General features: G+C 46.8%; 10 protein-coding genes and 1 pseudogene. All 11 read right to left on the bottom strand.

Features of this window, described 5'->3' with window-relative positions:
- Window positions 1-58: 58 nt before the first annotated feature.
- Window positions 59-2,311, bottom strand: a complete 2,253-nt coding sequence (locus ACOZB4_RS00885) for a glycosyl hydrolase family 95 catalytic domain-containing protein (protein ID WP_379408948.1) — start codon at window positions 2,309-2,311, stop codon at window positions 59-61.
- Window positions 2,312-2,324: 13 nt separating this feature from the next.
- A complete protein-coding gene (locus tag ACOZB4_RS00880) occupies window positions 2,325-3,953 on the bottom strand; it encodes a response regulator (RefSeq protein ID WP_379408951.1) in 1,629 nt (542 codons plus the stop codon).
- 10 nt (window positions 3,954-3,963) lie between these two features.
- Window positions 3,964-5,727: a sensor histidine kinase gene (locus ACOZB4_RS00875; protein WP_379408955.1), complete on the bottom strand. Its 1,764-nt coding sequence runs from the start codon at window positions 5,725-5,727 to the stop codon at window positions 3,964-3,966.
- Between the two features lie 59 nt (window positions 5,728-5,786).
- Complete coding sequence (locus ACOZB4_RS00870) at window positions 5,787-7,199, bottom strand: ABC transporter substrate-binding protein (protein ID WP_379408959.1); 1,413 nt, start codon at window positions 7,197-7,199, stop codon at window positions 5,787-5,789.
- A gap of 208 nt (window positions 7,200-7,407) precedes the next feature.
- Window positions 7,408-8,226 carry an endonuclease/exonuclease/phosphatase family protein gene (locus tag ACOZB4_RS00865; RefSeq protein WP_379408962.1) on the bottom strand — a complete coding sequence of 273 codons (819 nt, stop codon included), beginning with the start codon at window positions 8,224-8,226 and terminating at the stop codon, window positions 7,408-7,410.
- 86 nt (window positions 8,227-8,312) lie between these two features.
- Window positions 8,313-9,305: a hypothetical protein gene (locus ACOZB4_RS00860; RefSeq protein WP_379408964.1), complete on the bottom strand. Its 993-nt coding sequence runs from the start codon at window positions 9,303-9,305 to the stop codon at window positions 8,313-8,315.
- Between the two features lie 342 nt (window positions 9,306-9,647).
- Window positions 9,648-10,043, bottom strand: coding sequence for a YvaD family protein (locus tag ACOZB4_RS00855; protein ID WP_379408967.1), 396 nt, complete (start codon window positions 10,041-10,043; stop codon window positions 9,648-9,650).
- Between the two features lie 38 nt (window positions 10,044-10,081).
- Window positions 10,082-10,642, bottom strand: coding sequence for a TetR/AcrR family transcriptional regulator (locus ACOZB4_RS00850; protein WP_379408970.1), 561 nt, complete (start codon window positions 10,640-10,642; stop codon window positions 10,082-10,084).
- Between the two features lie 8 nt (window positions 10,643-10,650).
- A pseudogene (locus ACOZB4_RS00845) lies at window positions 10,651-11,136 on the bottom strand (glycosidase); the annotation flags it as partial.
- Window positions 11,137-11,415: 279 nt separating this feature from the next.
- Window positions 11,416-12,915 (bottom strand): malate:quinone oxidoreductase, encoded by a 1,500-nt coding sequence (locus ACOZB4_RS00840; RefSeq protein WP_379408974.1) that lies wholly within the window; start codon window positions 12,913-12,915, stop codon window positions 11,416-11,418.
- Window positions 12,916-13,261: 346 nt separating this feature from the next.
- Window positions 13,262-13,900 carry a spore coat protein gene (locus ACOZB4_RS00835; protein WP_339273072.1) on the bottom strand — a complete coding sequence of 213 codons (639 nt, stop codon included), beginning with the start codon at window positions 13,898-13,900 and terminating at the stop codon, window positions 13,262-13,264.
- Window positions 13,901-13,947 lie beyond the last annotated feature (47 nt).

Genomic DNA, 13,947 nt, shown 5'->3' with positions numbered 1-13,947 from the left:
TAGGGATAAGGCTGCTCTAAAAACAAGAACGGTTGCAGGTTTTACGAATAACTACGAATTATTGGGGAATCCCATACAATCTCCATGGTTTACGACTGCCAAACAGATTGCATTTGCCCTTCTCAGCAGGGACAGGCGAGATGCGGAATCGAGTGGATCCGCTCCAACGGGCCCTGTAAATGTAAGCTTCCTCACCAGGCTTCAGAGCCAGATCGATCGTCCCATTTGCCTGGATTGGACACTTCCTGGAGATTCCCCCGATGTCAATAAACAGGCCATCGTCCGCAGATTTGGCCATATCGGCTACGATCCGACAGGGCTCTCCGGCAAGACTGCAAATATGTATCCAAGCCGTTCGCCCCTCCTTCCGAACAGCGCTAACAAGAAAGCCTCCTTCTGCCCGCAGCTGATGGAATACCGACTCCGTCCACTCTTTAGGGACTGCAGGGAAAATATAGATCCGCCCGCCTCTGCTCTGAAGCAGCATATCATGGATCGATTCCGCTCCGGCCAGCGGCGTTTCGATAACCGGTCCCGCTTCTTTATACATGGTGTTCGGCTTAATAAGATGCATCAAACTTCGCAAATATGCGAGAGCTTCATCTCCTAAACCTAACTTAGCTGCGATGGAAGCGGCTCCGGTAAAGCTGAATCCGCGCAAATCTCCTTCGAGGCCGATCCAATGCCGGAGCGAGCGAAGAATCAACTCCTTCTCCTCTTCGGTATCGCCGACGATATGCAGTGGAAATGCGGCCAGCATATGGCTGAAATGGCGGTGTCCGAATTCCATACGCTGACCCTCGCCGATCATATAACCGGATGAATCGACAGGGAATGGTACCAATCGCTCAAGGACTTCACGCCAGCCATCGTGCAGCGGATCATAAACACCAAGCTGATCCGCCATGCGGATTAAGGTTTCACATCCCCAGCGCAGCAGCGCTAAATCATAATGAGAATCTGCGGTCTTCACCTGCTTAAAGGACCCGTATTCGGGTGAGATTGTAGGAGGTAAATGAAGGCGGCCGTCCTGCCCTTCCTCAAGAAGGTGCAAATATAAACCTACACTGCGCCGGAGGAGAGGATATACCAAGCTTCGCAGCAGATGATCATCCATGGCATAACGGTAATGACGCCAAGCGTTATGCATGACCCAAGTTAAATTCCCCACCTCATCCGTGACCGGACTGTCCAGATCATAGCTTGAGCTTCGACCGAGGCCTGCCGAGTCCGCACGGTAAGCTTCGGGAACATTACGGATCAGTTGGTCCTGATGCTCCTGCAGGGAACGAATCAGCGACATGCCCAGATGGAGGCGGTTCGCCGTATAAATCGGAGAGTAGCTCATCTGCACGTTCATATTGAACCATAATCCAGGCCATGGCGTAGATGTGAGCCACGGACCTTGATTATCGATAGGGTATGAGTCCCCACGGGTCGCAGAAGCCAACTTATACATCTGTATCCAGTAAAAGCTTTCCAACTGCGTATCCGGTATCGAAATGAAGCTTTCCGGATAGTAATGATGCCACCACCTGCGATGGGCATGAATCCAGGCTTCCCATCCTGAGGTTGAGCTCGGCACAGACCGAAGCTCCCGTACCGCTTGATCACAAACGGCATCTTCCGTGCCATTCATCACGGTTAAGATAACGCTTTGCCGATGCCAGCTTCCCGATTCCTGTTCAGTCTGGTCAGAGCGACGAGTTAGCCAAGCTGTAGTGCAGCCTTCTCCGCTTCCATATTCCTGAACGCCGACTGAAACCTCACCGAATTCCATAAGCTGAACGATGGTTTCGGGAATGTATTGGTTGAGATTTATCCCGTCCGCATTCTTCAAAATAGGATCAACCTCCGAATAGGCGTACCAATTCAGCTTCGCATCGCGTTCACCTTCATCTGCATCCAACTCCACGACAAGTACGGGAGCTAATGCATGCACAAACGCACGAATTCTGACTTCTCCCTTCGTTGTTGGTATAACCGCCCTCAATTCCGCGTTCCATAATTCCAGCCGCATTTCAAAGGGCTGATAAATCCAACCCTCCAGCTCCAATGCGAGCTCGCCAATTGGCACGCGGACCGGGAAAGCCTGTTCACCCGGACGTGATGCAGTTATATCGGATCGTCCAAGCACAAAACGCAGCACATTCCGTTTATCCCGATGTTCTTCGCTGTAGATCATCGCTCCGAGCAGGCCGTTTCCAAGAAAAGCCCCTTCATCCCAGCTGATCGGACGCGTTGTCCACAACATATCGTGTCTTGACATAAACACTGGCCAGTCAATAGCATTCTCAATGCGGGTAATCACGATATCCCTCCTATTACAATGAAATATTGTTTCTTATGTGTGCCTGCTTGAATTCCGATGGTGTCATCTGCGTATATTTTTTGAACACGTCGGTAAAATACCGCCGCTCTACATAACCTAGCGAATCCGCAATCTCCTGGATTTGCCGATCCTCCAAGAGCAGCCGCTTGGCCAGCTCCATCCGTTCTTGAGTAACAAATTGGCTAAATGCCATTCCCGCCACTTTCTTGAATAAGCCGGCAAAATAACTCGGGCTCAAGTGAACTGCCTTCGCGCAAGCACTTAAGCTGAGGTCCTGATCCAGATTGGATTTCACATAGTGAATGGCTTCCTGGATGATTTTTGCGGCGGCGGAGCGATTCTGATTCTCGATGCGTTCACAGCCTAGCGTCACGATGCTATGCAGAATCTTCTTCATGTCCGTTAAGGACCTCTCCGAGCTGACCCGCCCTTCCCGAACGATCATGTTCAAATCGGACAGTTCATTCATCGGTACCTTATCTTGAATCGCCCTGAGCATCATGTACGCCAGCTCGTAGTAGAGGCTGATGAAGTATTCCGGCTTGGGAAGCGGCGACCTGTCCGTAAACTCATTCAGGATATGATCGAGCGTCAGTAAGGCTTGGTCGACGTTTCCGGATTGTAAGGCATATACCATTTCCTGCTCTGCGGTCCGTATACTGCGCGGCAAGGACATTTCTGTATTAGCTATATCTTCATATGAAATCACCGCGTTGCCTCCGGTATAGAAATGGTATGACAGGGCATGCAAAGCCTGATCATACGATGAGTACAGCTCATGGATATACGTTACGGGTCTGCCAATTCCGATGGATATCGTTAATGAAGTATATAATCTAACATGCTGACAGCACGCTTCTGCTATGGCTGCTGCTGAAGCTGATAACGGTGTATTCAACACCGCGACCAGGCGGTTAGCCGAATCCCGGAATACCATCCCCCTTATATACAAAGCGATGGTCTCCTCCGTAATATTCTTCAATGCAAACCGAGCAAGCTCCAGTTCATTCATCGGTGAATCTCGATGCTTGTCATCAAATCCATCGATTTCAAGAATCATGACGAGCAGATCCCTGGACTCTAAATCCGGCTTTACATATTCCCACCGCTGCTCCGCCTCCTGTTCGTCCACCTTATGATGTAACAATAACGTGAACAATTCCTGACGCAGGAACGGCATACTCTCCTGAACCCGCTGCTCTAATTCAGCGATATGATCCTCTTGATTTCGTATCGCTGCAATTTCTTTTTTGGCCTTTACAACAATTTCCTCGATATGAGCCAGCGAAAAGGGCTTTGTTATGAAGTCAAACGCCCCAAGCTGAACCGCTTGCCTGGCATATTCAAAATCGCTGAAACCTGTCATCAATATGACTTTGCTGCGAGGCAGCAGCTCTTTGACGCGTCGGGTCAATTCCAGACCATCGAGCTTCGGCATTCGAATATCGGTCACGATGATATCCGGTCTGCACGAGGTGATCAACATGAGTCCGTCTTCTCCATTGATTGCCGTTCCGCTTACGGTTATCCCATGACGTTCCCAGTTGATTTGCTTGGATACGCCATCGACGACACTCTGAATGTCATCTATAAAGCAAATCGTTGTCGTTATTGCGCTCATCTGCTTTTAGTCAACTCCCTTCAAGTCGTGGGTAACGGGGGATGATAATCGAAACTCGGGTACATACATTAGGTTCGCTTTCCATGTGCAAATCAGCTATGCTTCCATACTGAAGCTGTAATCGCAATCGGACATTATTTAACGCATAACCCGATGTAGGAGAGGATGCCGGTTGTCGAAGAAGTGGATCAGCTGGATTCTTTTCGTTCAACCCCATACCGTTATCTTCCACGTTGAAATACAGATAGGTGCTATCCTGTTTCACCTGAATTCGAATGACCCCGCCCTCATTACGATCGTTAAAGCCGTGCAGGATTGAATTTTCAACCAGCGGCTGCAGCATGATTTTTAAGATCGGGTGCTGCATATCCACTAAGGGATCAACCTCGATATTGTAGGTAAACAGCGTTTCATAGCATTTCTGTTGAATGTTTAAATACTGCTCCACGTGGAGCAGCTCATGTTCAAGCGTCGTCATCTCATTGCCGCGATTGAGGCCGAGCTGAAACAGCTGTGATAAGGACAGCACCATTTCCTGCACATCCTCCAATTGATTCAACTGGCACTTCCAGTAAACCGTGTTAAGTGTGTTATATAGAAAATGAGGATCAATTTGAGCTTGCAGGGCTTTCATCTCGGACTGGCGTTTATCCTTCTCTGCCTGCTTCACAACGTCAAACATTTCATTAAGCTCTTCCAGCATCCGGTTAAAGCGATAACCGACCTGCGTAATCTCATCATTGTATTCGCTTTCATAACGTACGTTAAGATCGTTCATCTCCACCCGTTTCATTAGTGATTGCAAGTGGCTTAACGGTCTTATAAGCAAACGGGTTAGCATATTGGCAAAAGCAAATGACACGAGCAAGCATCCCGTAATAACTCCGAGAATGGTCAGCTTGATGCTGTCCATCTGCTTCATCAACTCCGATTTAGGCAGGAAGCTGAATAACGTCCACTCCTTCACTCCACCTAGCTTGGTAAAGTTAACCAGGTACTCATAACCTTGATCCGAATACTCAAAGCTTCCCTGCTCAGCTGTTAAGGCCTCCCTATATTTAGGCTCATGTTTTAGCGTATCCGCAATGATAGAATCGTTTAACAGCACATCACTCCCATCGGATGAGGCCAAGAGATGGAACTGTTTGCGATTTTTATCCTCCGAGGCAATTAAGGATCGGATCGAGTCGATTTTGATATTCGCTACAACGAAAATATCCTCGATGTAATGGGAGGGTATGCCCTCCATCACAAAGGAAATAACGTTCTCCCTGCTGGAAAAGAAATTGTCCTCATGACCGGCCACCCATAATTTGCGCTTCTCGCTTTTGATAAGCGTATACAGCTCCGAGTCATAGAACGAATGGGAGAAGTTACGCTGCTGACTTGTCTGGTAATAGTCACCCTCACGCGTGGCGATAAGAATAGAATCGATAACAGGTTCATACAGCTTGGTCTGCACAAAAGTCGATTGCAGCCCGGACAGATGTGTATAATAATTCTCCGCCTCCGAGTAACTGCTGTCCATTCCTAAGGCTCTTCGGTATGCGGTATTGACCATCATCGAGTAAACCGCTTGTGTGATATGATTCAGCTTCTCATCTAACACCTTCGAAGTTTGATGAATCGTTTCCTGACTTAGCTGATAAGCATTGTCCTTCACAACTTCCTCCGCGATCATGTAGCTTAACGCGCCTGCGGTAGTAACCGCAAAGATGACAATGAGCATAAACGCGATCCAAATTCGGCGTCTGAACGATAATCGGTAGAGCATAGATCAACATCCTCCGTCTCTAAGTTTCGGCTGTGGCTGCAGTTGTCCGTAATAGTAGATCAATCACTTTGCCATGAGACATCCTGAGGATGCAGCGGATCAAATGACGGTATAGCTTGCGTATTCACTCTGTCGGCGGCCCGTTCCTGATCTAATGCTGCGTTGTAACGCGCGTTCAGATCCTCAACCAACCGATCGAGATCTCCGCCGATCATGATGTACTTGACGAATTCGTCCTCCCACTCCTTTCCTTTTGGTTTGAATCCTTGCGGCGATGCAGGCCATATCCCGTCATAATCACCTGGAAAAAAGCCGGTGATACCGTCGATATCGGGTTTCCTGGCTTTAGCGGCTACCGCATCCACAGATAAAATGCCAAGTCCGGCTTCCTGATACCCGATCAGCACTTCATCGCTGTACATATAACGGAGAAATTTCCAAGCTTCCTCCTTGTGCTTCGACTGGCTGCTAATCGATAACCACCTTGTCGCTCCAACTCCCTGATTGATCACTCCTTTATAGGTTCCGTCAATTGATGGGGGAAGCGCAGCTCCCCACTTGATCTTAGCCGGAAACTGAAACTTATAAATGCTGGGTTCCGATGAATAAGACAAATACATCCCGATCTTCCCGTCGGCAAACTGTGCTCGAAGCGGATCGATGTCCAGGGATTCCGATCCCGGCAGCGTACTGCCGTTCTCCATCATGGTCCGGAATGCGCTAATAATCGGTATAAAGCCCGTAAAATCATAGTTGCCTGTTGAAAAGTCATAACCATCGCCGCTGATTCCGCTTATTTCGGCAATCGGAACGGCTGAGCGGCCGAGAGCGCTGGCAGGAATTTTATAGGGTAGCGCAAAACCGTAAACGCCATCCGCTTTTCCAATTTCGGTAATCCGGCTCGCCGCTTCCACCAACTCGTCAATCGATTTCGGAGGTGAGGTTATGCCGGCCCGCTCAAACAGCTCCACATTATAAATAAGCCGCAAGGTTGATCCGCTGTTAGGAAGACTGTATATGTATGGATCAAACACATTATATCCTTCGATGAAGGCTTGCTTCCCGAACCTGTTTCTGATCTCGGGCGTTAAATATTCATTCAAAGGCTCTACATAGCCTTTTTGGGTCATTTCAGCAAGATCGATCGGGGTGAAGATATCAGGGGATAACTCACTGGCAAATGACAAATCAAGCGATTGGGCAAAATCATCTGCCATAACCGTCATCTCAACCTCAATAAGATCGGAATTCTCTTGGTTATATCGATGAATGACCTCTTTGATATAATTCGCGTCATGGCGCCCCGTTGACCAGAATCTCAGCTTTGTCTTTTCTTCGGCACCAGACATATCCGATGCCGTTGAGTGCGAAAATAGACGATCAGAGCCCTGCCCTTTGCCACCCTGCATGCACCCTGCTACGGTTATGCTCAAGCACATCAATGCAACCAGCGGTAATCTCCAAGTGATCATGCACGCTCCCTCCTTGTGCTTGTATCGTAGCATAACCTATTTTGTGGATATAGACAGAACGGTAAAAAAACTGTAAAGGGAAGAATATCGATTCATCTCCCCATACGAAAAAGGCTACCCCAAGCAAATGCCTGGCGGTAGCCTCTTGATCATTGTTATGTCCTGCTTAAATCATGTTTGGACCTCATCTTATGCCTATCCTATGGTCTTAACGCTGGAATGACACATCGGCTGCGATGGGCAAATGATCCGAAGCTTCCGTATGGATCACGCGCTGATTCGAATGCTGAACAGTTGGAGAGGTCAGAATGTAATCGATCGTTGCCGATGGATTGATTACAGGAAATGTAAAGGCATCTTCAATTCCCTGAAAGCTGTTCACGAATAAACCGCTGTCGAGCAGCAATTTAAACTCTGAACTGTCTGGTTCTGCGTTGAAATCGCCCATCAGCAGCGCTGGTCCCTCAGAGGCAGAAGCTAGGTCAATGATTTCCTGCGCCTGTGCCGTTCTGCTGGTGACATCCAGTCCAAGATGCGTATTGTACACATCCACGTGGATTCCCTTCAGATTTACGACAGCGTGCAGTACACCGCGCTGCTCCTTCCCGAAGCTGCTTAACAAAACATTCTCGGATCGAAGGATCGGATACTTGCTAACAATGGCAGTTCCGTACTGACGGTTGTTCGTCTGTCCTTCCTCCGGCTCCAAATCAAGATTGGCACCATAAGCATAGTGATATCCGAGCAAACCCGTCAGTTCCTTCGCCTGGTCTTGAAAGTCGCTTCGTTCCCCGTAATACCGGTCCACTTCTTGAAGGCCGACAATCTCTGCGCCGGAATCACGGATGACATCGGCAATTCTTTGCAGGCTTAACTGCTCATCCAATCCAACCCCGTGATGGATGTTGTAAGACATCACCGTTATGCTTACTTCTTTGCCTTGTCCTTTTTCAGCCGCCAGCACCCCCGTTGTAAACATGGGAACAAACAACAGGCAAGCGATAAATGAGATGACGCTCTTTTTCATGGACGGAATCTCCCTTTCATTGTCGAATGCCGAACTAAGCTACTTTTACTGTTGCTACCATTCTCAGCGCCTGACCTGCGTGGAAGTTAATTAAATATGCTGTCCGGAACGTAATACACTTTTTGCGTATCTTTTTTGTTTACCGGGTCCGTAACGATCGTAAAATAAACATTGCTGTTCTTTGTCTGCACTCCCTCGATTTCATGGTTCCCCACATTGGTGATTTTCACGAGGGTTTTGTATGTCCCTGCGTTGGTCATCATGGCAATCTGCGGGATGTCGCCTTCCGCACCGCCTGATGTATAGATTTTCGTCTGACCGAGCATATCGGCCCCCTGGAAGGATCCGTTCGGCCTTACGATCGCACTGCCCGACTGTGTAAAGCTGCCAACAGCGGCGTTAACTGCAGCTGCACTGTCCATCCGCACCTGTTCATTGCTGTCCAGAAGCTTATTGAGTGCGACCGTGTCATAAATGGACCAAGTTACAGTCCCTTCTTTTGTCTGTACGCGGAACACCGTATGAGTACTGTTGCCGCCGCCATCCACACGGTAGGTCTCGCCTAGCCTTGCTCCCGTTTTATTGGCGTAATTCATGTAGGTGAAACGATGCAAATCCGTATAATCTACGGTTTTGCCAGCCGAATATTGAAGTCTTGCTACCTGCAGCGACCAGTAATAGTCCGTTGAAGGATCTGCCTTCGAACTGAAATAAAAGTAATTGATGCCGTTGTACGTATACATATCCAGCGTTTGACAGTGGCCGGTATTCGTAACGGTCATTTCATCAACATAAGCAGCGTCTTTCCCGTTAATGAGCAGTCTTGAAAGATAGCAATTTCCCTTCGACCGCTGCGTGACATAGAGATATTTATCCGCGATATAAGCCTTTTGAACTGCCACGTTATGATTAAGTCCCTTTAAATTGTAGGCAAGCGTTGCCGAAGCGTTGAGCGTTTTCTCAGGAGTTGCCGCGAATGCGGGCAATCCGGACATACAAAACACGAGAGCTGCAAGTATTGCGGACGTGAGAATTTTTAAGTGCCTTTTCATATGCCTCAACCCTTGAACGTCAACCATCAATACACCTCCACTAATAGTAGGAATCAAATTGGACTGCCTCCGAATACGTACTAATAATAAGGTTCATGCGGGCATTTTTGCCATGATATGGGATATCTTCCTCCTCTCTTTATACAGAAACATCGTTTCATTCCAATCAAGTTTCTGCTTTATTACAGAAAATGGGGGATCCACTATTGAGTTTACCATGTACCTCAAGAATTTCCCGTGTATAAAATACTTAAAGTTAGACGAACCGTATGGTCCTTTAGCCCTTTTTTTCGTTGGAGCTCAGAAAATGTCGGCAGTGACTTTTATCAAATGTTCATCCGATTCAGTAAAACAAAAAAAAGCCACGAATTACCGCGGCTCCTTGGTATCAAGCAGTTTTGGGATGAAGAACAAAGGATATAACATGAGGTACAGGTTAGGCGCCCACCACATGATATCGAAATCGGATTTCATGATCCAAAAAACGATCGCTTGCAGCCCGGAACAAAACGTCAGGATGAGCGAGATTAAGGCAAAGCTTCTCCATTTTATATTCGTGTGTTTATGTAAGTAAATACTGTACATCCCGGTGATGGAAATGAGTATATCCAGCGGGAAGAACGACCAATTCCAGGCCACTAGCAGCTCATTGGTATAATCCTGATATAAATATTCCTTGGGAATTAACGCTAGTGCGGTGACGACCCAATAAAAGATAAATCCGATATCCGTAAATAAAAACAAACCTTTTAATGTTTTACTCAATTAATACCCTCTCTTCTCCTTAATGAACTAATGATTGATCAGCCTTCCTTCTTGATAATACCGGATAAAAGGATCTCACCCATATCCTGCAGACCCTCATGAAGCGTAATGCTGCTCTTATTCTCAGTCGAATCCTCAATTAATCGATAAAGACCTCCTACATACAAATCAATAAATATTTTGGTATTAAAAGGGCGTAACCATCCTTGATTGATTCCTTCATGAAATAGTTCCGTGATACTGTCCCATTGTTTATTTAGAAATTGATCCAGCGTCTTCCATTGATCAGGATAATAACGCTGGAGCTCGGTTATGAGGTTCAATCCGATAAACTGAAAATCAGTCGGGATGAGGATGAGACATTGCTTAAGTTTATCGAGTGTAGTCAGGTCAGGATTACCCATGATGTCCTTTTCTTTTTCTTGAAGTTCGACAATGGCCTCATGAAGAATCATTGCAATAAGTACATCCTTCGAAGGGAAGTATCCGTACAGCGTCTTTGTGCTCATCCCCAGCTGTTTGGCCAGCTCACCCATCGTAAATCGCAATCCACTTCTCCTAATTTCCTTGCTTGCCGCTTCGACAATTCGTTCTCTCAATGAAATTTGATATCAAGCGGCGTCGTATCGCATAGGTATTCCCAATGAATGAGGTCCTTGGAGATCAATATCCCGGAGCGCGTCAGCCAGTGGCCTTCCTCATCTCCCCAGCCGTCCGGATACTTGGGAATCGAGCGTTCAGGGATGCCGGCTCCCGTCGGGTAATAGTTCATGGCGCATGGGCGCAAAGCATAGTTCAAATAAAAGGTGTCGTCGATCTTGACGATCCGCGGGTCCTGAATGCTGCCGTAGGGGAATCCCAGCTGGTCCGGCGTTACGACGGGCTCGTCCAACACATGGGTGAAATGCACACCGTCCGTGCTCTCCAGGAGACCCAGGTAGTTTTTACAGGGAGTCAGGGAGCCTGCCGTCCGTTCAATCATATAGAATTTTCCGTTATCGATAATGACCGCCGGATTGAATACCGTCACCTTTCTCCAGTCGTAGAGTCCAGGCACTACGATCGGATTTTCCGGATGCCGGGTAATTTTCATGGATAAGCCTCCTATGATCGTTATGTAAGTGTTATCAATTTCTTTACTTTATTATAAGAGGCTTAGCCAATTCATAATATCCTGCAAACTTTCAATATTATCCGAAATATTGTTATCTGTGATGTCCTGGCAGTTAAATAACATAAAAAAGCGGTTCAATGAATGAACCGCTTGGATCTTTGGCCATTTGGCCAATACGTATATGGAATTATCCTTATTAGTGCATTATCCAGTAACAGCGCGATGTGTCTTTTAATTGCCGCTTTTACCTGTCTAGTATTAGCTATACACGAGTTCTTTTAAGCTTAAACCTAGCGCTTGCGCAGTTGATTCTTGAATTTCCTCGAATAGGGCTGGGTTGTTCGCAAGGGATATGCCGTAAGAAGGAATCATTTCTTTTATTTTCGGCTCCCACTCTTTCATCTGCTGCGGGAAGCATTTCTCTAATACTTCAAGCATAACGTAAACGGCTGTCGAAGCGCCAGGGGAAGCACCGAGCAAGGCAGCGACCGAGCCATCTGCGGCACTAACCACTTCCGTCCCAAATTGAAGCGTTCCTTTCCCCTTAGGAGTATCTTTAATCACTTGTACGCGTTGGCCCGCCACGACGATTTCCCAATCCTCGCTTTTGGCGTTAGGAATAAACTCGCGTAATTCTTCCATGCGTTTTTCATTCGAAAGCATAACTTGCTGGATCAAGTATTTGGTCAATGCCATCTCTTTTACTCCAGCGGCAAGCATGGTAACAAGATTATTCGGTTTGACGGAGCTTATCAAATCAAAATTCGATCCCGTTTTTAAGAACTTGGGCGAGAAGCCGGCAAACGGACCAAAGAGCAATGCTTTTTGGTTGTCAATATATCTTGTATCCAGGTGGGGAACCGACATCGGAGGGGCGCCAACCTTGGCTTTTCCGTATACTTTGGCATGATGCTGCGCTACCACTTCCGGATTCTTACACACCATGAATAGTCCGCTTACCGGGAATCCTCCGATATGTTTTGACTCAGGAATACCGGTTTTTTGCAACAAATGCAGACTTCCGCCTCCTCCGCCGATAAAGACGAACTTGGCCGTATGATATTCGGTTTTACCCTGCTGGATATCATGCACTTTCACTTTCCACGAACCATCTTGCGTACGTTTAATACCTTTGACGCTATGCTTGTAGTTAATCTCGGTGCCTTTGCTCTTCAAGTAGTCAAACAGCATGCGCGTTAAAGCGCCAAAGTTTATGTCCGTCCCGGAGTCGATTTTGGTTGCCGCAAACGGCTCATTCGTTGTACGCCCTTCCATAATAAGCGGAATCCATTCCTTCAGCTGATCCGGATCCTCGGAATATTCCATCCCTTGAAAAAGCGGGTTGTTTGACAGCGCTTCAAAACGTTTTTTCAAAAAAGCCACGTCTTGTTCACCTTGCACTAAACTCATATGAGGAATAGGCATGATAAAGTCCTGCGGATTGCGAATCAGATTGCTGTTTACCAGATAAGACCAGAACTGTCGTGAAACCTGAAACTGTTCGTTAATATTGATCGCTTTGCTGATGTCGATAGATCCGTCAGGTTTTTCGGATGTATAGTTAAGCTCGCACAATGCGGAGTGGCCGGTCCCCGCGTTATTCCATTCATTGGAGCTTTCTTCCCCCGCGCTTGCAAGTTTCTCAAACACTTTGATCTCCCATTCAGGTACTAACTCTTTCAGTAGGGCTCCCAATGTTGCGCTCATGACGCCGGCACCAATTAAGATTACATCTGTTTTTTTCTCCATGTTGCTCATTATAAACCTTCCTTATCCCATATATTTGAAAAAAAAAGTAGGCGTCCCTGCTAAAAAGGTCATTAAAAAGCAAGGCGTCCCCTGAAAACACACCTTTTCTGTGTCATTTATCACCATATTATTATAGTCTATTATAAATATTGATAGATTAAAATATCTACTATTATCTAATCATTATAAACTATTTAAAGTTGTTAACATAGTGAGAAGATCCTCCACAAAAAAAAGCCGCAAGAATCGCGACTTCTTATGTATTGATATTCAATGTATGGAGGTTTATGTATTACTCTCCCCTTGGGAAGAATTAAAAAAGCGCCATGTCCATACGGACAAAGCGCTTTGGTAATTAGTGAGGGGCCATTTTGCCAGGCATTTGCGACTGCATCGGGGCAGTGCCGTAACTATTCTGCATGTACTGCATATCTTGCTGAGGCAGCTGTGGTACTTGGTAATAGCCATGCTTATTTTGATATAGCGAAATCTCATAAGCCATTTCTATGCAGTTGGGAAGGGAATCGGCAAGCACGCGGCGCACGACCGGATTCGTAGATTCCATGGCAGCATTGGTTTTCATCGTAGCACCCGATTTCACTGCGTTTAACATGCTGAGTGCGATGGTTTCATCGTTGATCTCGGCTGTGGACTGCATCGGTTTTTTCGGTTGGCCTGGCTTCATGCCGTAAATAAAGTCATTGCCCTGCTTCATTTTATAGCTTTGCGTTGGCTTTGATGGATCTTGTCCTGATTTAAAGCACTCTAAGGTGATGTTGTACTCATCTGTCATAAATTGCTTCTGGCGCTGCAGGATATCTCGAAGCTCCGGATCCTGTACATGCCCGCTCAGTATGGTATACGTGTTCATGGTGTTGATTGCCCCTGCCAATACTTCGTGGACATCAAACATTTCATGACCGCCATGGTTCATTTGCGGTGGAATCATGCCTGTTTCCATGTTTTGATGATTTTGTGATTGTTCGAATTCCATTCATGTACCTCCTAAAGTTATTATACGCCCTTCATATTGTGGGTTCT

It is taken from the genome of Paenibacillus sp. NPDC058898 (assembly GCF_049316025.1).
Lineage (GTDB): Bacteria > Bacillota > Bacilli > Paenibacillales > Paenibacillaceae > Paenibacillus_AQ.
Note: the sequence above shows the minus strand (reverse complement) of the source record. Positions and strands in the feature narration are given on the sequence as shown.

Bases quoted from the DNA above. Each gene is read 5' to 3' on its own strand.
- ACOZB4_RS00880 (WP_379408951.1), bottom strand. From the start codon at position 3,953: ATGAGCGCAATAACGACAACGATTTGCTTTATAGATGACATTCAGAGT.
- ACOZB4_RS00875 (WP_379408955.1), bottom strand. From the start codon at position 5,727: ATGCTCTACCGATTATCGTTCAGACGCCGAATTTGGATCGCGTTTATG.
- ACOZB4_RS00870 (WP_379408959.1), bottom strand. From the start codon at position 7,199: ATGATCACTTGGAGATTACCGCTGGTTGCATTGATGTGCTTGAGCATA.
- ACOZB4_RS00865 (WP_379408962.1), bottom strand. From the start codon at position 8,226: ATGAAAAAGAGCGTCATCTCATTTATCGCTTGCCTGTTGTTTGTTCCC.
- ACOZB4_RS00860 (WP_379408964.1), bottom strand. From the start codon at position 9,305: ATGGTTGACGTTCAAGGGTTGAGGCATATGAAAAGGCACTTAAAAATT.
- ACOZB4_RS00840 (WP_379408974.1), bottom strand. From the start codon at position 12,915: ATGAGCAACATGGAGAAAAAAACAGATGTAATCTTAATTGGTGCCGGC.
- ACOZB4_RS00835 (WP_339273072.1), bottom strand. From the start codon at position 13,900: ATGGAATTCGAACAATCACAAAATCATCAAAACATGGAAACAGGCATG.